Origin of the sequence: Pseudoalteromonas sp. DY56-GL22 (genome assembly GCF_041414715.1) — a bacterium.
In the GTDB taxonomy this organism is placed as follows: domain Bacteria; phylum Pseudomonadota; class Gammaproteobacteria; order Enterobacterales; family Alteromonadaceae; genus Pseudoalteromonas; species Pseudoalteromonas simplex.
In genome coordinates this window covers 1-22,923 of record NZ_JANHZR010000002.1, presented here as the reverse complement: position 1 = coordinate 22,923, position 22,923 = coordinate 1, and the positions used below count along the sequence as shown (strand labels likewise).

The window sequence follows — 22,923 nt, the reverse complement described above, 5'->3', positions numbered from 1 at the left end:
TATTAAGAATTAGAGTGCCTATCCGACTTAAAGTGACTGTCCATGTAAAGAGTTAAACACTTTGTTACGGAAAAAAGCTGTTCAAATATCGTCAAAACCCTATACTGCAAACAACAAGAAATAAGATGAGGTTTTCTCGTGCAGTTCACTCAAGGTATGGAATACTTCTTTTCTGGCTTTAAGTTAATTAGCCAAAAGGGGTTGAAACGTTTTGTACTTATTCCTTTATTAATCAATATTCTGCTTTTTGGTAGTTCGCTGTTCTTTTTGTATGGCTGGCTCACCGATGGCTTTGCTTACATGAACTCGTTATTACCAGAATGGCTTAGCTGGCTCGAGTGGCTAATGTGGCCAATTGCTGTGCTGGTGATTTTATTTAGTTACAGTATGCTCTTCACAGTTATAACAAACTTTATAGCAGCCCCATTTAACGGCCTACTCAGTGAAAAAGTCGAACTTTATCTCACTGGGCAAAAAATTAATGACGATAGTCTTTTCGATACAATGAAAGATGTGCCACGTATGTTAGGTCGAGAATGGACAAAACTTTGCTATTATCTGCCGCGCGCTATAGGCTTTTTTATCTTACTGTGGATTTTACCTGTGATCGGTCAAGTTTTATGGGTGTTATTCACTTGCTGGATGTATGCAGTGCAATATGAAGACTATGCGTTCGATAACCATAAAATTAGTTTTAACGAAATGAAAAATGACTTAAAGCAAAAGCAAACATTATCTTATGGCTTTGGTTTAGCTGTCATGATTTTAACTGCTATCCCATTCGTAAACCTAATTGTTATGCCCGTTGCTGTTTGCGGTGGCACACGGTTATGGGTTGAAAACTATCGAAGCCAATATCGAAGTTAAAATGTTTGAAAAGCCAGTAGAAAACTATTGGCTTTTCAATACACTATAATTTAATTTAACTGGTAAAGGATCTGATAACTCGGTGCCAAAGCGAGGTTCATCAAATTGCCTAATAACCACCGTAAATCTTTCTTCCCCCATATTGAGTATAAATGGGGTCCCTATCTTTGCTAGCTCTGAAATTTGTTTGTGTTTATTTTCTAATAAAATAGTGCCTGAACCTTTGTTTTTAACTAAAAGTACATGTGCGTTATTCCCTAAAACAATCCTAGCTTGATGTGATTCGCGATATTCAGCCCGCCATTGCCCTCTTTGGTATAGAGTGTATATGATTGAGATCCCATCGGGTTCAACGATACGTCCCTCTTGAATTTTACAATGTTGGCAACCAATTACTGAGCCTGATTTCCAGTTTACTGGTTGCCCATCATAATTTAATCTAGATGACATATGCCATTGAGGTTCAACATCTGGTGTGCATGCAACACAACATATCAACATAAAAAATATAACCAGATACTTCACTACTTAATCCCTTGCTTTTCTCTAGCAGCTTTAATTTCACTAAGAAGTTTTAAAGGTGGCGCTTGCTCTTCAATCATTCGTTGTTGTATATGCTTCGACACATCCTTTTGATCGCTATCTTGCTGATGAACACCGAAGCGATTGCCAGAGAACAAGGTATAAAAACGAAGTTCAATCAAACTCCACTCATCAACATCATTTAGCACTGTTACGGCGGTATCATCATTCGTATCTTGGCTTAGAGTTTCAGTCGAATCTGCATTACAATTAAAATCTACAGCAGCAGAGCCGGGATACCTTAAACCATTAGCCTCTATTATATTATTTTCGTCTATGGAACTTCCGAGTCCATGCGAATAAGACATTACAAAATTTTCAGGAGAGTCAAATGGGCTATTAGTCAAATCCGCAGTTTGTACGGCACAATTGGCATTCTCACGATAGCGACTCGAGTAATAGCGATCTCCCTCATTATCCCCTATCGTCGGTAACCCTCTCAACTGATAAAGGTAATTCATAATACTCAAATGATTTGGTTTATAGTTTGTACTTTCATCACCACCATGCTCTAAACCTAAATTATGGCCAAGCTCATGCATTATCGTTGATGCTTGGTAGTTGAAGGTTAAATTTCGAGATATTTCGTTATCAAGTGATAACCCCCAATTCCCCATACTTATCATCAAATCATTACCACTTAATTCAGCAACCCCTGAAGAACCCGCACTGCCATCAATGTTTCGACTATTAGCCATTAACATATAATGAAATATCGGCTTACGTCTCATGTCAAAGTTTGCCATTTTATAATGAAACAAACTCTCAACACCTTGGTTAAAGTTATAAGGTGTATATTGTCTAAAGGTTACTTGATCACCCCCACCTAAATCATGATCTTGTACAGATATTCCCCCTGCTTGGTGGTACAAATCCCCCACATCAAAGTGAACAACAATACCTTGCTCAGCGAACGAGCTTACCACTTTTTCCAATGCTGTTTGGTGCGGTATTATTCCCGCATCACTGCTATCCATAAAATCCACTTCAATAAAGATATCTTTTTGATTAACTCTAGCTCCCCAAGCATGCAGAGGTAGTCCAGAAAAAGTTGACCCAGGGAGTTCTGAACAGTCAGGAATACCATCTTCATCACTGTCATCTTCGCAGCTAACATCATTAACACCCGCCGGTGTCGTAAATTGGCTATAGTGCCAATCAGATGATGAATTAGTATCTGTGTTATCTATATCTCTTTTAATACTTGAGCCAGTTACATTAGAAATGACAGGTGCTGAGCCTGTTTGCCATTGTCCTGCCGTCAGAGGCTCAGTAGTGTCATTGCCAAATCGAACAAAATCCACAGTGCTTCCCGAGTCACGCGTTAGCAATTCAACAAACCCATTCAAAAACCAATAAGGGCGAACCGTGGAGTCAATATCACCAATAAAAGCGATAGATTTATTTTGCTCAGTTGTATCGTAAAATAATTGATCACCAAAACCACTATGAACTATGAGATATTCCTCAGGAGCAATCACTTGGTCAGGCAAATTAAAAATTGTTGCGGCCGAAATACTATTATCAGAACTGTCACGACTTTTTACTCGTACACTGTAATCAGCTAAATTAACACTACTATCGGTTCCGTTATAAAGTTCAAACCAAGGCGTGTCGTTGCTAAAACGAATAGCGACAACCTCAGTTATCTTTAAATCATTACTTCCAGTTGTAAAAGTAGAAACTACTTGGGCTAAAGCAGGTGTATCAGCAAAATTAACTAAGTCTTCGGTTAATCTTAACGCATATTCTGTTGCTTGATTAAAAGCAGCTGTAAACTCAATATTGTTAAAATATTCATTGTCATTTCCTTGTGGTCCCGTCATCTCTAATGAGTCGATTGCTAAGCAAGTTTCAAAATTATCAGCTGATAATTGCACACTTCCCTCACATACACCATTGGCGCTATTAACAACTAAACTCGATGACTTCATCACATCAGACATCGATAACATAACTCGAGCATTTACACTCACAGCAGAGGCTGCATCTTCAGGGCTTACATTTACAACAGTGGCTGCACTAGTATCTGTAATTGTCACGCTCACTGTCGCTTGGGCACTCTGAGTTCCATCCGATACAGTTACAGTAAAAGGCGCTTGCGATATGCTATTTGATGCAGGTTGATAAAGATAACGAAAAGTTGTTGCATCAACTAAAGTGATACTCGCCCCAGCTAACTGCTGAGAAAAACTAATAGTTAACTCATCCCCATCAATATCACTCGCGTCTATAGTAAATTCACTACTTTCATTAAACTCTGTAGTAATAGCAATATCAGACACTGTGGGTGGTTTATTAACATGAATGATCATAAATGTGAGGCTTGCTGAAGATATTGCTCCTTGATCATCTACCGCAGTGATCCGAAATATCACCTCGGTATTTTCAGACACTTCTGGCGCTGTGAAAGTAATAGTTTCGCCATTTTGCACAAAATCTACTGATGGTCCACTTAATTGCTGCCACTCAATATCTGCTATAACCCCGTCGCTGTCTGTAACAACCACAGAGACAGAAGCTTGCGTTAACTCAGTAATATCAGCAATCGCATCGAGGGTAATGACAGGCGCAAGATTTATGTAATTTTCAACCACAACACTAAATTCTGCAGAGCTTGTAGCTCCATCATCATCAGTTGCTGTTACTTGGAAGGTAATTTCATCATTTGTTTCTACTTCAGGGGCCGTATAATTTATTAAATTATCAGTTGCAGTAAATTCGGTAATCGGGCCTGAAGTTTGCACCCAGCTATAGCTAATAATACTACCATCACTGTCTGTTGCCGTAGCTGTTAATACTCCTTCAGCCCCTTCTTGAATATTTTGCGAACCAGTTATACTCACTGATGGAGCACTGTTTGCGCTTACATCTATAGTAAAAAGCGCCGTGCTTTGTTCACCAAAACTATCAGTAACTGTCACCGAAAAAACAAGCTGAGTTAAGGTTGCAACATTTGGTGTGGTAAAACTAATTGTGCTCGATCCATTTTCAAACTCTACATCTGGACCAGCCGTTTGCTGCCAATCATAACTAATAACCTCTCCATCAGAATCTGAGGCATTTGCACTAAGAGAAATATTGTTACTAGAAGAGGATATCTGAGGACCAGCAACCGATATTGTCGGGGCTTGATTAACATTAATAATGGTAATAGTGATACTGGTTGTAGCTGTTGCGCCTTGATTATCAGTAACGCGCAAAGAAAATGAGACATCTGTGTCAGTATCTACTGCAGGAATTGATACATTGATTTGTTGACCGTTTGCTGCAAAATCGATAGAAGGACCACCAGTTTGCTGCCAAGAAAAGTCGGCTATAGAACCATCACTATCGTTGGCTGACGCACTTAATGAAAGTGTTGCCAGCTCATTGACCTCAGTATCACCAGAAATACTTACTTGTGGCGCTTGGTTCTCAGCATTATTAGACTCTTCACTCCCTCCACCACCTCCACAAGCCGTTAAAAAAATGGAAAATAAAATACTAAGCCCAAGTAACTTTATTCTATTCTCCATTTTTAAGCCCTCGCGATTAACTGTATAAACTTTGTGGCACCTTAGTTACATTTAAATGAACCGTGACCTCTTCACGGTCATGGTATAAGTGCTTAGCTTGTAGTTCGTAACTTACGCCATATTTATCAAGCTCTTCTTTAATCATTTTTAAGCACTCGTAAACGCTATCAAAACGTTTTTTCATCGGTAGTTTAAGATTAAAAATAAGCTCTTTTGCGTAGGCGTTTACCGCCCAATCAATCATAAGGTTAGTCACTTTTGCTGGCTTTTCCACCATGTCACAGACTAACCATTGAATATTGCGCTTTTCTGGACGGTATTTAAAACCATCGACCCTAAAATGCTTAACTTGCCCTGTTTCCATCAAGTCATCGTTCATAGGACCATTATCAATTGCGCTTACAAACATACCTCGGCGCACCAATTGATATGTCCAGCCCCCTGGGCAAGCACCTAAATCAACGCCTCGCATGCCAGGTTGCATACGTTCTTCAGCTTCATGAGGTGGAATAAACACGTTAAAGGCTTCATCGAGTTTTAACGTTGAGCGGCTTGGCGCATCACTCGGCATACGTAAACGCGGGATACCCATAAAGAAAGGCGAATTATTGAATGTATATGAATAGCCAACATAAGCACTGTCGTTTGCTAAAAATAACACATGCATAACAGGTTTTTTCTCAGCAATTTCGCGTGTTACCTTCGAGCGCTTTTCAAGCGATTTTTTCAGAGGTGTAGAAATCTTTTTGCAGAACTTACTCAGCTCTTTACCTTCGTTGGTATCTGGCGTTTCTACGCGTAGGTCACCACATTCAGGAAACTCAGCGGCAGCATCAACAATAGCACTAACGCGGTCTTCAAGTGGCATGTTATCGACTAAGGCGCCAGTAAACCATTGGCGCGCAAATACCATATTCTTGAAATCGACTTTTTTGATGATTTCTTCACCGTGGCTTGCATCAAAACACTCGTAAACAACAATCCCCGTATTTGGTTTTGTTTTTACGTAACCTGCAAAGCCTTGTTCAGCAGCCTGAAAAGTAATTTCAGCAGCGGCATCATTTTCAAAACCACTGCGACAATAAATAACTACACTCGACATAGATAACCCTTAAAACTTATATCGTGCTGCTTGAACTAACAAAATAGCCCAACCAATAATAAAACAAACACCGCCAATTGGGGTGATAGGCCCAAGCCACTTCATGCCCGTTAGTGCGAGTAAATACAAACTACCGCTAAATAACACGGTACCTGCGATAAAAAATCCACCAGCCCAACTTAAGTTCATACCCCATTTAATTAAGATAGCAATTGCTATCAGTGCAAGGCCATGCACCATTTGGTATTCAGCAGCGGTTTTAAAAATTCCAATTGCGTACTCAGAAACGCGGCTTTTTAAACCATGAGCAGCAAATGCGCCAAGCATTACTGAAAGCATGCAAAATAAGCTACCAATCATTAAATAGAGTTTGATCATTGCGTATCTCCAGCCGCTAAATTCAAAATAAACTGCGCTGCATAATCTGCAGCTTGCTGTAAGTTTTCTTGCTCTGTAATGCCACTTTTTTTACGTGGTTTTAATGAGTGGTCACCATCTTTTAGAAATTTAATCTCGGGTGGGTTAACCATTTCAAGTTCAGCGAGTTCTTGCTGATCACCAAACGTATCGCGCTCACCTTGCAGCACTAAAAATGGGCATGGCATATCAACAAAATGATCTATACGCAGTTTATCGGGTTTACCCGGTGGGTGAAACGGATAGCCAAAAGCCACAACGCCAGCAATTTGAGCTTGGTCTTGCTCAGTACAAAGCATCGAAGCCATACGCCCCCCCATAGATTTACCCCCAATAAATAGCGGCAATTCTGGCTGGCGCTCGGCTAAAATTTCACTAAAGTAGGCAAGTAACTTAGGAGCACGCTCGGGTGGCCTACGCTTGCCCGTTTCTTTAGCAATTTGCATATACTGAAAATCAAACAAGGCTACATCAATCCCATGCTGACTAATCAAGTTAGCCATTGTTTGCATAAACTCAGAATCACTGCCTGCCCCTGCACCATGGGCAAATATAAACTGTGCGCGAGCTTTGCCCGTTGCACTTTTAAACCACTGTAACATGTTAATACTCTTGTTCTTGCTCTACTAAGCTCAGCATCCAGTCTTTAAAAGACACTATTTTGCCAAGCTCTGTTTGCGATTCGCGGATCACTAAATAGTATGCATTTTTACTTTCTAATGAGTGATTAAATGGAATAACTAGACGACCCGCATCAATATCAGGTTTTGCTAAAACGCTATTACCAATGGCAACCCCCTGTCCATGCACCGCGGCTTGCAATACCATTGATGAGTGACTAAAAATCGGCCCTTGGTTAACTTGTACATTACGCACACCAGCCGTTTTCATCCAGGTTTTCCAGTTTTTACGGGTGGTATCATGCAATAAGGTATGATTTGCTAAATCACTGGGTTGATTAAGTGGCTTAGGGCCCGTTAACAGCAATGGGCTACATAATGGCACTAGATATTCAGTATGCAGCTTATATGTCTGTACCCCACTCCAGTGGCCACGACCATAATAAATAGCAATATCTACATCGTCAGAAAGTGAGTTTTCATCCTGATCTTGCGCTTTAATTCGCACGTCGATTTCTGGATGTAATTCATTAAATAAACTAAGTCTGGGCACTAACCATTGAATCGCAAAACTTGGCGTTAAACTTACCGTGAGTGACCCTTTCGCACCGCGGGCAAGTAGTTTTTCTGTGGCATCAATCAGCTGAGTAAAAATTTCTTTTATATCTAAAAAGTAACCTTGCCCTTCTTCGGTTAACAGCAAAGAACGATTCTTACGTAAAAACAGCTTTAACCCTAAATGCTCTTCAAGGGTTTTAATTTGATGGCTCACCGCAGCCTGCGTTACATATAGCTCTTCTGCTGCTTTTGTAAAGCTCAAATGGCGGGCAGCGGCTTCGAAAGCTTTTAGTGCATTTAAAGGAGGTAAACGACGAGACATAAACACCAAACTTAGAATTAGTTTTTCTTATGCGTCGATTATAGCGATACAAATAAAAAAAGGCGACCATGGTCGCCTTTTTCATACTTAAATACTTATATATTTAAATTATAAATCGCTTGCGCTGGTATCGAGTGGTGCAAAGCTTTTAACTAACTCATCAACCGCTTTCATTTGCGATAAATAACCTTCTAGCTTGCTTAGTGCAAGTGCACATGGGCCATCACATTTTGCTTCATTCGGATTAGGGTGCGCTTCAATAAATAAACCCGCAATACCTAATGCCATACCACTGCGAGCAAGTTCTGCAGCTTGTGCACGGCGACCATCCGCAGAGTCAGCTCGGCCTCCTGGGCGTTGTAATGCGTGCGTTGCATCAAAGATAACCGGCGCCATAGGCTTCATGTCATCCATACCAAGCATATCAACCACAAGATTGTTATAACCAAAACTAGTACCACGCTCACACAGTGCAACATTGTTGTTGCCCGCTTCATTAAACTTTTTAATGATATGACGCATTTCGTGTGGAGCTAAAAACTGTGGCTTTTTCACATTGATAATAGCGCCAGTTTTTGCCATGGCTACAACTAAGTCAGTTTGACGAGCAAGGAATGCCGGTAACTGAATTACATCAACCACTTCAGCCACAGGCGCAGCTTGATGCGGCTCATGTACGTCAGTGATCAGTGGCACATTAAAAGTAGATTTAATTTCTTCAAAGATTTTTAAACCTTCTTCCATACCAGGACCGCGGTATGAATTAATTGAAGAGCGGTTCGCTTTATCAAAAGATGCTTTAAAAACGTATGGAATGTTTAGCTTTGATGTAACTTCTACATAATGCTCCGCAATTCGCATCGCTAAATCACGTGATTCAAGTACGTTCATACCGCCAAACAATACAAATGGTTTGTCGTTGGCTAATTCAATCTCGTTAATTTTAATTAACTGGTTGTTCATTTCTATTCCTTAAGGTGCAACAGCTTGTAGCATTAATCCACAAATATAAGCCATGTAAGTACCAACACCATAGCCTAAAACAGCAAGTAAAACACCTACTGGCGCAAGTGATGGGTGGAATGCTGATGCAACAACAGGTGCTGATGCTGCGCCGCCTACATTGGCCTGAGAGCCTACCGCCATATAAAACAGTGGTGCTTTAATTAGTTTCGCCACAATAAGCATTAAGCTTGCGTGAGTAATCATCCAAATAACACCGAGTACGAAGTACATTGGTGAATCAAAAATCGCGGTAATATTCATGTGTAAGCCAATTGAAGCAACAAGAATATATAAAAAGCTTGATGCTACTTTTGACGCACCAAAAGCTTCAATATGGCGAACTTTAGTAAACGATAAACTAATACCAATTGTGGTAGAGATAACGATTAACCAGAAGAATTTACTGTTTAAACTATACTCTTGTGCCCACGGGAAGTTAGCCCCAAAAAACGGACCTAAAAAGTCAGCACAAAAATGTGCAAGGCCAGTAATACCAAAGGCAATTGCGATAATCGTCATGTAATCATTTAGAGTTGGCATGCGCGCATGCTCAGCATGATACTTTTCTACGCGCTCTTTTAAATCTTCAATTGCACGCGTATCTGCGCCTGTTTTAGCATCAATCGCCTTATGGTTTGCTGCCATTAATAACAGTACGGCCATCCATAAGTTAGCCACAATTACGTCAACAGTCACCATTGCAGAGAAGATATCGCCGCCTACTTCAAACATTTCTTTCATTGAAGCTTGGTTTGCGCCGCCACCAATCCAGCTACCGGCGATAGTCGTCATACCACGCCACACTGCGTCAGGGCCATGGCCGCCCACAGCTTCTGGGTAAACGGCGCTCATTACTAAGATAGCCAAAGGGCCACCAATAACAATACCCAAGGTACCTGTTAAAAACATGATTAATGCTTTTGGCCCAAGGTTTAGGATCGCTTTTAAATCAATACTGATGGTAAGCAATATTAAGCAAGCTGGCAGTAAATAGCGTGACGCTACAAAATATACATTCGAAGAATGACCATCAACAATCCCAAAAGTATTGAGTAATGATGGTAAAAAGTAGCAAAGCAATAATGCTGGTACATATTTATAAAATTTTTGGCAGGCAGCATTATTACTGTGCGAGGTTTTAAAAATAAACCCCAAAATAACGGCAAGCAAACCAAGTACGACTGCGTCATTGGTAATTAGCGCACTGTGGGCGTCAGTCATAAATGTTCCTTTAAATTAGTGGTGTGTATTATTGTTGTCTTCTATTTCAGCAATCTGGTGCTGAATTAATTCGATAGCGGGATCATCTGGGCACTCATTAATAAAGTACTGCAAATCATCACGCGCCATTTTTGGGCAATCTAGCTGATTAAGTAAATAGCCGCGGTCACGACGCTCATAAGGGTCATCACCAAGTAATTCCATCAGCATATCAACACAATGCAATGCATGACCAAATTTACTTTCGCTGATGAACGACCATTTTTGCTGTGCTAGATACAGCTTATAAAGCTCTTCTTCAAAAATCAGTTCAAGCGGTTCTTGCTCATCACCATTTTCTTCACAGGCATTCTCAGGTGTTATATACCAGCTCTGCTGACCTGTGCTTGGCTCAATTAAATAGCCCTCTTCATCACTCATCCCAACGTGAACGTGCACGTCTCCCTGACTAAGTGTGACCGTGGCATCAAGTTCAGCATGCTGTAATAAATGACAAAGTAAAATTGCCAGCGTGGTTTGCGTGCCACTGCGCATAGTAATGGTATAGCTAAAGCTATTTAACGTGTACTCTGGCACTTTTAAGCTTGATGAGCTAAACAGCCATTGCTGATAAAAGGTATCAAGTAACTTATCGAGACGCTCATGTGGCTCTTTTAATTCGGCGCAAAGAGCTGTTACCGTATTTTCAAGCTCATTAAGGGTGTCATAACAGGCTGTTAAATCAGCTTGTTGATCCCACTTTAATTCAGCGTCGATACAACGATAAAGCACTTTAGAAGAAAATGCGTCAAAGGCCTCATCTTGATAGGATTCATTTTGATCTTCAAACCAAGGGGTGGTCATTTATACTGCTACATCTCTTTCAAAAACGAACAGCTAGTTTACCTACTTTTGCTTTAAGTTACCAATACTGAGCGTTGAGATATAAAAAAGCGGTACGACAGCCAATGCAATCAAATACCGCTCAGAGATTTGTTATAAAAGAAGTGCTGTTTTTGCAGATGCTAAATAACCAATTACTAATAAAATAAGCGTGGTGATCGCAAGTAATACAAGCTTCGCGCTTTTTGCACTTTGCTTAGCGGCAACCACACCGAGTACAATATAAGCAACCACTAAGATTATCTTTTCTAATAACCAAGATTGTTCAAGCGGGTTAAAACCGGCCATTACAATTAATGCCACTGCAGAAATAAGTAATAAGGTGTCGATACTGTGGCTGCCGATAAACACTACTTTGTTTTTTGCCAGAACGCCCGTCTTTAAGCGAGAGAAAGAACGAACGTAGAATAAGATAATACTCAACACGGCAAATAACATGTGAGTATGTTTTACTGCTAAATAATCCATATGCCCCTAATTTTATTTTAATTAATCTGGATAACGTACAAGTACGTCTTCTATTTCTTTAATTCGCTGATTAAACACATCAATCAACTTTGGATCAAATTGTTTGCCCTGTTGCGCGTTAATTTCTTTCACAACATCGTCAAGCGACCACGGCTCTTTGTAGCAGCGCTTATGACGTAGTGCATCAAATACATCAGCTAAAGCAACGATGCGACCTGCAATAGGGATGTCTTCGCCTTTCAACCCTTTCGGGTAGCCTGAACCATCCCAACGCTCATGGTGTGACAACGCAATCACTGCGCCAGTATTAACAATGTCACGATTGGAGTCTTTTAAAATTAAATGACCTTTTTCAGCATGAAGTTGCATGATAGCCCACTCTTCATCGGTCAATGGCCCCGGCTTATTTAATATAGCGTCGGGAATACCCACTTTACCCACATCATGCAATGGCGCAGCTAAGCGAATAAGCTCTGCTTCGCGTTTTGATAGACCATAGCCCATGGCAAGTTCATAACAAATGTGCGACACACGCTTTACATGGTTACCTGTTTCTGTTGAACGTTGCTCTAACGCTTCACTGAGCCTAAATACTAACTCTTGTTGTGTTGCTTCGATTTCAGATTGTAACTGTACATTTTCATACGCCAGCTGCACATTTTGCGAAAAGATTTCAATCAAGTGACGCTGAGTGTCGGTTAAATGCTTAGGGATACCTGAAATAAACAACATGGAATTATGATTATATTCACTACTGCAATAGGCAAATAAATAGTTCTCACGATAAACAATGGTTTTTTCATTTAAAGCTTGCTGACAGGCTTGAAGCTGATCGTGACTTAACACCTCTTCAATCGCCTTGCCTTCACTGCGTTCAAACTCACCTCGGCCCGAAAACACCACTAGCTTCTTTTGGTTATCTTGCGGGTTACTCGCAACTAAACTGGTTGCATACATGGCCTGATCAACGGTTCCTAATAATGAGGTAAGTTGTTGCATCACCCCTTCAATAAAGCTTTCAAGAGAATGAGTTGAAAAGATATCACGTGAAGCTTTAATTATTTTTTCAAGGCCTTGACGAGATTGTTCTATCGACAAAATATCACGATATGAACGCAAGCTCGACATCACTACTGTGAACAGTTTTTGTGCTGTTAATTCAGTTTTTGATTTGTAGTCATTGATATCGTAATTAACGATGACCTGACGCTCTGGTGCTTGCCCAGGCTGACCAGTGCGAAGAATGATACGAATATGATTATTTTTTGCGGTTTCGCGAATAAACTTAGCGACTTTGAGGCCTGCATCGTCGGTTTCCATAACCACATCGAGTAGTACGATAGCCGCATCTGGATGCTGTTGAATAACCTGCTTAGCTTCTTCACCCGAATAGGCGCTAATAAACTCTAAACGTTTATCTTGAAATTCAAAGTCACTCAACGCAAGCTTTGTTACGGCATGTACTTCTGGCTCGTCATCAACGACGATGACTTTCCAACTACCCTGAACCACCTCATTAACTTCGTCAAGTGCTTCATCCGAAAACAAAAAATCATCCATTCTATGGGATCCTCAAAGGCTATGTACGCACAGTGCGCTTTATTGTTATTTAGGCCATTGTGCTAACGTTACACGGTCATTACCGCCAAGATCTTTAATTGTAAGTATATGGCTATACGACATTTGTGCAAAAAATTCTTGTACCTTCACACTTTGTTTGTAGCCATGTTCAATTAAAAGATAGCCATTTGTTGCTAAATAGTCACGTGCGATAGTAATAATTTGTTTAATATCAGCCATACCGTCGTCATCTGCAACTAATGCAGAGAGCGGCTCAAAGCGAACATCGCCTTGGCTTAAATGCTCATCATCATGTTCAATATACGGAGGATTGCTAACAATTAGGTCAAACTTTTGTGTACTTACTGCACTAAACCAATTGCTCAAGGCAAAATTAGCATTGTTGATTGCAAGTCGCTGTTTATTTTCTTTAGCTAATTCGACAGCATCAGCCACCCTATCAACCCCTGTCACCTGCCAATTTGGCATTTCACTGGCCAATGCCAAAGCAATTGCCCCTGTGCCAGTGCCTAAATCAAGCACGTTTGCAGCCGTAGGTAGCTCAAGGCCTAAGGCATATTCTACTAACGTTTCGGTATCAGGTCTTGGGATCAGGGTTGTTGGATTAACCTTTAAAGGAAGACTCCAAAATTCACGAAAGCCAACAATATGAGCAACTGGTTCACCATTTAAACGACGCTGACATGCTTGTTCAAAATCACGTTGTTGCTGTTCGGTAAGTTGTTTTTCGGGCCAAGTAAATAAGTAACTACGAGGTTTATCAAGAATGGATAATAACAGGACTTGTGCGTCTAACTTAGCACTGTCGCTGCTAGGCGTTAATAACGCCGTTGCAGCAACAATTGCTTGTTCAATGCATTGTGGCACGATTATTCATCGCCCATCGCGGCAAGTAAGTCAGCTTGGTGTTCTTGCATTAGAGGTTCGATAACACTTCCTAAATCACCAGCAACCACTTCATTCAAACGATAAAGTGTTAAATTAATACGGTGATCGGTAATACGACCTTGCGGGTAGTTATAAGTACGAATACGCTCAGAACGGTCACCGCTACCTACTAGGTTACGACGTTCTGATGCTTCCGCCGCTTGACGCTTTTCATCTTCAGCTTGTTGTAAGCGTGCGCCAAGTACAGACATCGCTTTGGCACGGTTTTTATGCTGTGAACGCTCATCCTGACACTCTACAACCACACCCGTTGGAATGTGTGTAATACGGATTGCTGAGTCAGTTTTATTTACGTGCTGACCACCAGCACCCGATGCACGGAAGGTATCGACTTTAATATCAGCAGGGTTAATTTCAATTGCTTCCGCTTCAGGAATTTCTGCCATAACAGCTACCGTACACGCTGAGGTATGAACACGGCCTTGCGATTCTGTCTCTGGAACACGTTGTACACGGTGCGCACCTGATTCAAACTTAAGCTGACCATACACGCCTTCACCAGAGATATGCGCAATGACTTCTTTATAACCGCCGTGCTCACCTTCGTTAGTACTTACTACCTCTACTTTCCACTTTTTAGTTTCAGCGTAGCGGCTGTACATACGGAATAAGTCACCTGCGAAGATAGCAGCTTCATCACCACCAGTACCGGCACGAACCTCTAAATAGACGTTATTATTGTCTTTAGGGTCTTTTGGTAACATTAGAATTTGGATTTCATCTTCTAATGCAATAATTTGTGCTTTTGCTTCTTTGTATTCTTCTTGCGCCATTTCACGCATATCAGGATCAGAGTCTTTTAACATTTCTTCTGCTGTAGCAACATCATCTTGGGCTTGTTGGTAAGCTAAAAATGCTTTTACGATTTCTTCTAATTCTGAGTATTCTTTAGATAAGGCACGAAAGCGATTTTGGTCGCTGATCACAGAGGGGTCGCTTAGTAGCGCTTGCACTTCCTCATAACGCTCAACTAAGGTTTCTAATTTTCTATAAACAGACTCTTTCATTTAACGACTATTCCTGATCAATACCTAACATTTTCTTTAATTGGCTTAACTCCGCTGCTTCACCTTTTTTAGCAGCATCTTGAATGGCACGGGTAGGTGCGTGCATCAAGCGGTTGGTCAGTTTGTTTGCCAACTCGAGTATTACTTTTTCAGCCTCTTTACCTGCTTGTAGCTGGCCAAGGGCTTTTTCGACAAGTTCTGACTTTATATCTTGTACATCGTTGCGATAATGGCGAATAAGATCCACCGAATCGAGTGAACGCAACCACATAGCAAATTCATCGGTACGTGAGCGAATAATAGCTTGCGCTTGCTCCGCAGCCTGCTCACGGGCCGCGATATTCTCGCTTACTATGGCTTGTAAGTCATCAACTGAATACAAATAGGCAGCATCTAATTCGCCTACTTGGCTTTCGATATCACGCGGTACCGCGATATCGATAAATAACATTGGTTTGTGGCGGCGCTTTTTCAGCGCCTGCTCTACCACCCCTTTACCGATAATAGGCAAGGTACTGGCGGTTGAACTAATAACAATATCGGCGTCGTGTAAACGCTCAGGTAACTGGGCAAGTGCAATCACATCCGCGTCAACCTCACTCGCTAAGGTTTTAGCGCGTTCAATAGTACGGTTTGCCACCGTGATTTTTTGCGGATCGTTTTGGTATAAGTGCTTAGCAACGAGTTCAATCGTCTCACCTGCACCAATTAGCAGTACATTGGTTTTATCTAGTTTGCCGTAAATATGTTTCGCAAGATTCACCGCGGCATAAGCAACCGAGACGGCGCTAGCACCGATGTCAGTTTCGGTACGAACTTGTTTTGCAACAGAAAATGTTTTTTGAAACAAACGGTCAAAAGTTACACCAATGGCATCGTGAGTTTTTGCATTATGGTAGGCTTGTTTTATTTGCCCTAAAATTTGCGGCTCACCGAGTACTAACGAATCTAGACCACAAGACACTCGCATTAAATGATTAATTGCTTCGTGATCTTCATGATAATAGATATTATTGCTCAGTTCATGTTCATCCAATCCATGGAAACTGGCTAACCAGTGCAACAGGGTTTGGGAATTACGCTCAGCAAGGCTACAATAGATTTCAGTTCGGTTGCAGGTCGAAACAATAACCGCTTCATTAAAATGCGCATGACCACTTAATTGCTGTAACGCCTCAGACATTTGCTCAGGCGAAAACGCGACTTTTTCGCGTAATTCTACGGATGCGGTTTTGTGATTTATACCAAGTGCTACGATGGTCATATGTACCAAATATTGCTAAGCCCAGCTGTAAAGGCATTAATTTTACCAAAAATCAGCGGAATATGGAAAGTAAGGAACGACATTTGATTAAACAATATTTGATTTTATTCATGTTTTTTTTATTTATCGGCGGTTGTGCGCAAAAAATTTCAACAGTTGATTACATTTATCCTGACTGGAAAAGCCGATTAGAACAACAAGCACAGTGGCAAGTACAAGGCAAAATGGCATTTATTAGTACAGAGCAGCGCCAGTCAGCCAATTTAAATTGGCAACATGATGAGCAATACAGCGACATGGTGCTTACCAGTTTTATTGGTACCCGTATTCTGTCTTTAAAGCAAAATGCACAAGGTGCTGAACTTGAGTATGACGACAATGTATATACCGACCGTGATGCCTCAATGTTGTTATATCGTTTAACCGGTTTTTCAATCCCATTAGATAATGCCGCAAAGTGGCTAAAAGGTACCGTCGAGAGCGACCAAGCAAGCTATGATGAGCAAGGCCGTTTAAAAAGTCTTATTTGGCAAGCTCACAATGGTCAACAGTGGCAAATAACCTATTCAGACTTCATCAAACAAGATGGTTATTGGCTTCCTGTTAAGCTAAGCCTTAAAAACAATAAAATTCGTATTAAAATTCAACTTAATGATTGGCAGTTAAATTAATCATGACACACGCTTCAACCGCCCCGCTAACGTTAATAGCACCTGCAAAACTTAATTTATTCCTTCATATAAATGGTCGCCGTAAAGATGGCTACCATGAACTCGAAACCTTATTTACCTTTTTAGAATTTGGTGATGACTTAACATTTACTGTCAACAACGAGCCAAATATTACAGTAACCGGTGATACAAACGGTATTGAGCTTGCAGATAACCTTATATATAAAGCAGCCCGTTTATTACAACAGCACTGTGATTGCCAACAAGGCGCTTCAATAAAGCTATTAAAACGTTTGCCTATGGGCGGCGGTGTTGGCGGCGGCTCATCTGATGCCGCCACTACCCTGCTTGCTCTTAATAAACTATGGGGCTGTGATTTATCACTTACAGAATTAGCTCAGCTTGGGGTGAAATTAGGCGCTGATGTACCAGTATTTATCAATGGTCACACTGCCATTGCCCATGGGATTGGCGAGCAACTAGAAAATATTGAATTACCGCAAAGTTGGTTCTGTGTAGTGCATCCAGGGCAGCATGTGAGCACCGCGAAAATTTTTACCCACCCAGATTTAAAGCGCGACACACCTAAGCTAAAAGCAGACTGGCAAACAGAAAATTTAGGCAATGATTGTGAGGCTTTAGTTAAAAAGCTCTGCCCCGAGGTTGAAAAAGCCCTGCAGTGGTTGCTAAAATACGCCCCGTCAAAGATGACTGGTACAGGCGCTTGCTGCTTTGCTGAGTTTTCAACCGAGGCACAAGCACAACAAGTTTTAGCTCAATTACCAGAAAAATGGACAGGTTTTGTTGCAAGTAGTGCTACACTTTCTCCTGCTCATACAGCATTAAATGCTCACTTTGAAATGAAGTAACGTACAAGTAAATGTTAACCTGCTTTGGTGCCTACCATAGCCTGTTAGTCCCAAAATTCAGTGCCTGAGGAACCCTACCGTGCCTGACATGAAGCTCTTCGCTGGTAACGCAACACCTGAGCTAGCTCAAAAAGTTGCAAAACGTTTGTATATTGAATTAGGCGATGCTGTTGTTGGCCGTTTTAGTGACGGTGAGATCAGTGTTCAAATTAATGAAAATGTTCGTGGCTCTGACGTTTTCATTGTCCAATCAACCTGTAACCCTACTAACGATAACTTAATGGAGCTTATCGTTATGGTTGATGCCCTACGCCGTGCGTCTGCTGGACGTATTACTGCCGTTATCCCTTACTTTGGTTATTCACGTCAAGACCGCCGCGTGCGTTCTGCTCGTGTACCAATTACAGCTAAAGTAGTTGCAGATTTCCTTTCAAGTGTTGGTGTTGACCGCGTTCTAACGGTTGATTTACACGCTGAACAAATCCAAGGTTTCTTCGACGTACCAGTTGATAACGTATTTGGTAGCCCAGTTCTACTTGAAGATATGAAAGAACGCGACTTCGATGACGTTGTTGTTGTTTCTCCTGATATCGGTGGTGTTGTTCGAGCTCGTGCAATCGCTAAGCTATTAAACGACACAGACCTTGCTATTATCGACAAGCGTCGTCCACAAGCAAACGTTTCACAAGTAATGCACATTATTGGTGACGTTGAAGGTCGTGACTGTATCATCGTTGATGACATGATCGATACCGGTGGTACTTTATGTAAAGCAGCAGCAGCGCTTAAAGAACACGGTGCAAAACGCGTATTTGCTTACGCTACTCACCCAGTACTTTCAGGTAATGCCGCTGAGAACATTCGTAACTCAGTCATTGACGAAGTTATCGTAACTGACTCAATCACACTATCTGATGAGCTTAAAGCAATTGATAAAATCAAAGTGCTTACACTTGCAGATATGCTTGCTGAAACAATCCGTCGTATCAGCAACGAAGAATCTATTTCAGCGATGTTTGAACACTAATCAACATCACTGCAATACTAAAAAAAGCACCGCTTAGGTGCTTTTTTTGTAGTCGTTATTTATTTTCCCCGAAAGGGGTGGTATGATAGCGCGCCTTTTGGCTAGGGACCTTGGTCGCAAAGGCCCTAAGACTATTAATTATTGGAGACATTATGTCAACTTACACATACAATGCAGAATTACGTACAGAAACAGGTACTGGTGCGAGCCGCCGCCTACGCCGTGAAGATAAAGTTCCTGCAATCCTTTACGGTGCTGACAAAGAAGCTGCATCAATCGTTCTTGCACACAAAGATATGATCAAAGCGCAAGAAGACGAAGGTTTCTACACGCACATCCTTACTTTAAACATCGGTGGCGAGTCAGTTGAAGCTATCCTTAAAGATATTCAACGTCACCCGTACAAGCCTAAGATCACTCACTTAGACTTCCAACGTGTAGATGCTACTCACAAACTTCACACTAAAGTGCCTGTACACTTCATCGGTGAAGAGAAAGTAACTAAAGCTGGTAACACTGTTGTTCACCAATTAACTGAAATCGAAATCACGTGTCTTCCTAAAGCACTTCCTGAGTTCATTGAAGTTAACGTTTCAGATTTAGTAGCTGGTGATTCAATCCACCTTTCTGACCTTAAACTTCCTTCAGGTGTTTCATCTGTTGAGCTAACTAAAGGCGCTGATCACGATCAGTCAGTTGTTACTGTTAAAGCTAACAAAGCAGCTCCAGCTGAAGAAGAAGCTTCAGAAGACGCTGCAGAATAATTTTTAAGGTGTAAACACCTTGAATTCTATTCAAATGCTTGTGGGCCTGGCTAATCCAGGCCCCGAATACGCAAACACACGCCATAATGCAGGTGCTTGGTTCATCGAAGAACTGGCTGCACGTTATAACTGCACACTCAAACATGATCCTAAATATCACGGCCTCACCGGCAAAGTGATTATTCAAGGCCAAGAATTTAAATTACTGATCCCTACAACTTATATGAATTTAAGTGGTAAGGCGGTGAGTAGTCTCGCTAATTTCTTTAAAATCCCTGTTGAGAACATTCTCGTTGCTCATGACGAAATGGACTTAGATCCTGGGATTGCAAAACTTAAAAAAGGTGGCGGCCACGGCGGTCATAATGGTTTAAAAGATATTATTGCGAAAATGGCAAACCAAAAAGATTTCATGCGCCTTCGCATAGGCATTGGTCATCCAGGTCACCGAGAAATGGTAACAGGCTGGGTGCTAGGTAAAGCCGCGAAAGACGATCAAGAAAAAATGGACGCCGCCGTTGACGAAGCAGTTCGTTGTATGGAAATACTTGCAAAAGATGGTGTGTTAAAAGCACAAAACAGACTACATTCATTTAAACCTTAATCCGTTTTAATGAAATTACACAAGGTATCTTACTATGGGTTTTAAATGTGGCATCGTTGGTTTGCCAAACGTTGGTAAATCAACTCTATTTAATGCACTAACTAAAGCGGGTATTGAAGCCGCTAACTTCCCTTTCTGTACCATTGAGCCTAACACGGGTGTGGTACCGGTTCCTGATGCGCGCTTAAATGATTTAGCCGCTATCGTAAATCCTCAGCGTATTTTACCAACGACGATGGAATTCGTTGATATTGCAGGTCTAGTAAAAGGCGCATCGAAAGGTGAAGGTTTAGGTAACCAATTCTTAGCAAACATTCGTGAAACAGATGCGATTGGTCACGTTGTTCGTTGTTTTGAAGACGAAAACATTGTTCACGTTGCTGGCACAATTGACCCTGCTGATGATATCGACGTAATTAACACTGAATTAGTACTTGCTGATATGGACAGTGCTGATAAAGCGATTGTTCGTAATGCTAAAAAAGCAAAAGGCGGCGACAAAGACGCTAAAGAGCAAAATGCTGTTTTAGAAAAAGTAAAAGTACACTTAGATGAAGGTTTAACGTTACGTTCTTTAGAACTAACAAAAGAAGAAAAAGCAGCGATTAAGCCGCTTAACTTCTTAACAATCAAACCGACCATGTATATTGCTAACGTGGCAGAAGATGGTTTTGAAAATAACCCTTACCTAGACAAAGTACGTGAAATTGCTGCTGCAGAAGATGCGGTTGTTATTCCAGTATGTGCAGCGATTGAATCTGAGTTATCTGAACTTGAAGAAGAAGATAAACTAGAATTTATGGCTGACCTAGGTTTAGAAGAGCCAGGTCTTAACTTAGTGATCCGTGGTGGTTACGAGTTACTTAAATTACAAACCTACTTCACTGCTGGCGTTAAAGAAGTACGTGCATGGACAATCCCAGTAGGTGCGACTGCACCACAAGCTGCGGGTAAAATCCACACTGACTTTGAGCGTGGCTTTATCCGTGCACAAACTATTGCATTTGACGACTACATTGCGTTTAAAGGCGAAAGCGGTGCTAAAGAAGCTGGTAAGATGCGTCAAGAAGGTAAAGAGTACATCGTTAAAGACGGCGATGTGATGAACTTCTTATTTAACGTATAAGCATATTTGCTCATTCGATTTTAAAAGGCTCGTTATTACGAGCCTTTTTTATTGTCTAAATATTACTAACCCTTCCTAAAACATCAAAGCATGGTGAGTAATACTTCTGCAGCCTTACCTCTGCTTGTTCTTTTTAGTGATGTACGGTGTTATTTATGCTTAACAGTGAATCGTCGTCGAAAGCAAATGAGTGATAACAACAGTTAATTGAGGGGATTTCAAAGCTCGCTAGCAATTTTGCGACCTATTGACTGCTCGATTAGCAAATTGTCGGGATTTTAAAAGTAAAAATAAGCCCCCTTAATGACAAAATAGCCTATATAAATTCATTCGCTTTCGCTTTTTTATGTTTAAATCACCTAAAAGATCACGCTAACTAATTTTGAAACTTGATTTTTGTATAAAAATCAAGCAGCTTTAAATGTACGTTTTAAAACTCTTACGATGCGTTTGGGAATTAAACTCATAAATTGCAGTCAAAAAAACAGCAATTTAAATGAAATTTCGCCACTTAGCTTAATTTTAATGCAAACAAACACTGATAAGCATTTTTTTGCAAAAAAGGTGTTGACGGATTTAGGTCATATCAGCATAATACGCCCCGCACTCAGCGATGAAGTGCTAACAAAAAAGATGGCTAAGTAGCTCAGTTGGTTAGAGCACATCACTCATAATGATGGGGTCACAGGTTCAAATCCCGTCTTAGCCACCATTCTTTTTGTTGCTCAATGAAGAGTTTAAAATAACTACCAGTACTTTAAGTACGAATGATGCGGGAGTGGCGGAATTGGCCGATGTCTTGATTAAGACGCTGGATTTAGGTTCCCTTACTACGAACGCAAAAGGCATGCGGGAGTGGCGGAATTGGTAGACGCGCTGGATTTAGGTTCCAGTAACTTCGGTTGTGAGAGTTCAAGTCTCTCCTTCCGCACCATGTTCTTGATAAGAACTCAAACTATCAAGCTTTTGTTGGGATATCGCCAAGCGGTAAGGCAGCAGGTTTTGATCCTGCCATTCCCAGGTTCAAATCCTGGTATCCCAGCCACGATGGCTAAGTAGCTCAGTTGGTTAGAGCACATCACTCATAATGATGGGGTCACAGGTTCAAATCCCGTCTTAGCCACCATTCTTTCTTAAGAATGGCTCTGCAGGAGTTAAAGCTGCACTCAATGAAGAGTTTAAAATAACTACCAGTACTTTAAGTACGAATGATGCGGGAGTGGCGGAATTGGTAGACGCGCTGGATTTAGGTTCCAGTAACTTCGGTTGTGAGAGTTCAAGTCTCTCCTTCCGCACCATGTTCTTGATAAGAACCAAAACTATCAAATTATTCTTTGTTGGGATATCGCCAAGCGGTAAGGCAGCAGGTTTTGATCCTGCCATTCCCAGGTTCAAATCCTGGTATCCCAGCCACGATGGCTAAGTAGCTCAGTTGGTTAGAGCACATCACTCATAATGATGGGGTCACAGGTTCAAATCCCGTCTTAGCCACCATTCTTT

Annotated in this window: 21 protein-coding genes and 7 tRNA genes; 14 read left to right on the top strand and 14 right to left on the bottom strand. The window is 41.2% G+C overall.

The window, feature by feature from the left end; genetic code table 11:
- Positions 1-156: 156 nt before the first annotated feature.
- A complete protein-coding gene (gene cysZ, locus NO991_RS04075) occupies positions 157-867 on the top strand; it encodes a sulfate transporter CysZ (protein WP_206004105.1) in 711 nt (236 codons plus the stop codon).
- A gap of 24 nt (positions 868-891) precedes the next feature.
- Here cysZ and NO991_RS04070 read toward each other — a convergent pair whose 3' ends face one another.
- The 14 genes from NO991_RS04070 to hemA form a co-directional block, all read right to left on the bottom strand.
- On the bottom strand, positions 892-1,392 hold the full coding sequence (locus NO991_RS04070; protein WP_300359501.1) for a hypothetical protein: 501 nt from the start codon (positions 1,390-1,392) through the stop codon (positions 892-894).
- Positions 1,392-4,967, bottom strand: coding sequence for a tandem-95 repeat protein (locus NO991_RS04065; protein ID WP_371351708.1), 3,576 nt, complete (start codon positions 4,965-4,967; stop codon positions 1,392-1,394). Before NO991_RS04065 ends, NO991_RS04070 begins: the two co-directional genes overlap by 1 nt.
- Positions 4,968-4,983: 16 nt before the next feature.
- Complete coding sequence (rlmM, locus tag NO991_RS04060; protein WP_138602676.1) at positions 4,984-6,069, bottom strand: 23S rRNA (cytidine(2498)-2'-O)-methyltransferase RlmM; 1,086 nt, start codon at positions 6,067-6,069, stop codon at positions 4,984-4,986.
- Positions 6,070-6,078: 9 nt separating this feature from the next.
- Positions 6,079-6,447: a DUF423 domain-containing protein gene (locus NO991_RS04055; protein ID WP_054551639.1), complete on the bottom strand. Its 369-nt coding sequence runs from the start codon at positions 6,445-6,447 to the stop codon at positions 6,079-6,081.
- A complete protein-coding gene (locus tag NO991_RS04050) occupies positions 6,444-7,088 on the bottom strand; it encodes an alpha/beta family hydrolase (RefSeq protein WP_194441631.1) in 645 nt (214 codons plus the stop codon). Before NO991_RS04050 ends, NO991_RS04055 begins: the two co-directional genes overlap by 4 nt.
- A gap of 1 nt (position 7,089) precedes the next feature.
- Positions 7,090-7,986, bottom strand: coding sequence for a transcriptional regulator GcvA (locus NO991_RS04045; protein WP_063706073.1), 897 nt, complete (start codon positions 7,984-7,986; stop codon positions 7,090-7,092).
- Positions 7,987-8,094: 108 nt separating this feature from the next.
- A complete protein-coding gene (gene kdsA / locus NO991_RS04040) occupies positions 8,095-8,949 on the bottom strand; it encodes a 3-deoxy-8-phosphooctulonate synthase (RefSeq protein WP_138619882.1) in 855 nt (284 codons plus the stop codon).
- 9 nt (positions 8,950-8,958) lie between these two features.
- Entirely contained in the window at positions 8,959-10,212 is a 1,254-nt protein-coding gene (locus tag NO991_RS04035) for a DUF819 domain-containing protein (protein ID WP_054551643.1), read from the bottom strand.
- A 15-nt stretch (positions 10,213-10,227) separates the two neighbouring features.
- Complete coding sequence (locus tag NO991_RS04030) at positions 10,228-11,055, bottom strand: tetratricopeptide repeat protein (protein WP_054551644.1); 828 nt, start codon at positions 11,053-11,055, stop codon at positions 10,228-10,230.
- A gap of 132 nt (positions 11,056-11,187) precedes the next feature.
- Positions 11,188-11,562 carry a SirB2 family protein gene (locus NO991_RS04025; RefSeq protein ID WP_054551645.1) on the bottom strand — a complete coding sequence of 125 codons (375 nt, stop codon included), beginning with the start codon at positions 11,560-11,562 and terminating at the stop codon, positions 11,188-11,190.
- Positions 11,563-11,583: 21 nt separating this feature from the next.
- On the bottom strand, positions 11,584-13,122 hold the full coding sequence (locus tag NO991_RS04020; RefSeq protein ID WP_300359486.1) for a response regulator: 1,539 nt from the start codon (positions 13,120-13,122) through the stop codon (positions 11,584-11,586).
- A gap of 45 nt (positions 13,123-13,167) precedes the next feature.
- Entirely contained in the window at positions 13,168-14,010 is an 843-nt protein-coding gene (gene prmC / locus NO991_RS04015) for a peptide chain release factor N(5)-glutamine methyltransferase (RefSeq protein ID WP_054551647.1), read from the bottom strand.
- A 2-nt stretch (positions 14,011-14,012) separates the two neighbouring features.
- On the bottom strand, positions 14,013-15,098 hold the full coding sequence (gene prfA / locus NO991_RS04010) for a peptide chain release factor 1 (protein WP_054551648.1): 1,086 nt from the start codon (positions 15,096-15,098) through the stop codon (positions 14,013-14,015).
- A 7-nt stretch (positions 15,099-15,105) separates the two neighbouring features.
- A complete protein-coding gene (hemA, locus tag NO991_RS04005) occupies positions 15,106-16,362 on the bottom strand; it encodes a glutamyl-tRNA reductase (protein WP_054551649.1) in 1,257 nt (418 codons plus the stop codon).
- 83 nt (positions 16,363-16,445) lie between these two features.
- On the opposite strand from hemA, the gene lolB reads away from it, so the two are divergent.
- The 13 genes from lolB (at position 16,446) to NO991_RS03940 (ending at position 22,917) form a co-directional block, all read left to right on the top strand.
- Complete coding sequence (gene lolB / locus NO991_RS04000) at positions 16,446-17,033, top strand: lipoprotein insertase outer membrane protein LolB (RefSeq protein ID WP_138602686.1); 588 nt, start codon at positions 16,446-16,448, stop codon at positions 17,031-17,033.
- Positions 17,034-17,035: 2 nt separating this feature from the next.
- On the top strand, positions 17,036-17,902 hold the full coding sequence (gene ispE, locus NO991_RS03995; protein WP_054551651.1) for a 4-(cytidine 5'-diphospho)-2-C-methyl-D-erythritol kinase: 867 nt from the start codon (positions 17,036-17,038) through the stop codon (positions 17,900-17,902).
- Positions 17,903-17,981: 79 nt separating this feature from the next.
- Positions 17,982-18,929, top strand: a complete 948-nt coding sequence (locus NO991_RS03990) for a ribose-phosphate pyrophosphokinase (RefSeq protein WP_054551652.1) — start codon at positions 17,982-17,984, stop codon at positions 18,927-18,929.
- A gap of 152 nt (positions 18,930-19,081) precedes the next feature.
- Positions 19,082-19,693: a 50S ribosomal protein L25/general stress protein Ctc gene (locus tag NO991_RS03985; RefSeq protein WP_138619876.1), complete on the top strand. Its 612-nt coding sequence runs from the start codon at positions 19,082-19,084 to the stop codon at positions 19,691-19,693.
- A gap of 19 nt (positions 19,694-19,712) precedes the next feature.
- Entirely contained in the window at positions 19,713-20,297 is a 585-nt protein-coding gene (gene pth, locus NO991_RS03980) for an aminoacyl-tRNA hydrolase (protein WP_082389177.1), read from the top strand.
- Between the two features lie 34 nt (positions 20,298-20,331).
- Positions 20,332-21,423 (top strand): redox-regulated ATPase YchF, encoded by a 1,092-nt coding sequence (gene ychF / locus NO991_RS03975; RefSeq protein ID WP_054551655.1) that lies wholly within the window; start codon positions 20,332-20,334, stop codon positions 21,421-21,423.
- A 635-nt stretch (positions 21,424-22,058) separates the two neighbouring features.
- Positions 22,059-22,135 (top strand) — tRNA-Met (locus NO991_RS03970).
- Positions 22,136-22,272: 137 nt separating this feature from the next.
- Positions 22,273-22,357, top strand: a tRNA-Leu gene (locus NO991_RS03965).
- A gap of 36 nt (positions 22,358-22,393) precedes the next feature.
- A tRNA-Gln gene (locus NO991_RS03960) sits at positions 22,394-22,468 on the top strand.
- 4 nt (positions 22,469-22,472) lie between these two features.
- Positions 22,473-22,549, top strand: a tRNA-Met gene (locus NO991_RS03955).
- An 87-nt stretch (positions 22,550-22,636) separates the two neighbouring features.
- Positions 22,637-22,721: transfer RNA gene (locus NO991_RS03950), tRNA-Leu, on the top strand.
- 40 nt (positions 22,722-22,761) lie between these two features.
- A tRNA-Gln gene (locus NO991_RS03945) sits at positions 22,762-22,836 on the top strand.
- Between the two features lie 4 nt (positions 22,837-22,840).
- A tRNA-Met gene (locus NO991_RS03940) sits at positions 22,841-22,917 on the top strand.
- Positions 22,918-22,923: the final 6 nt, after the last annotated feature.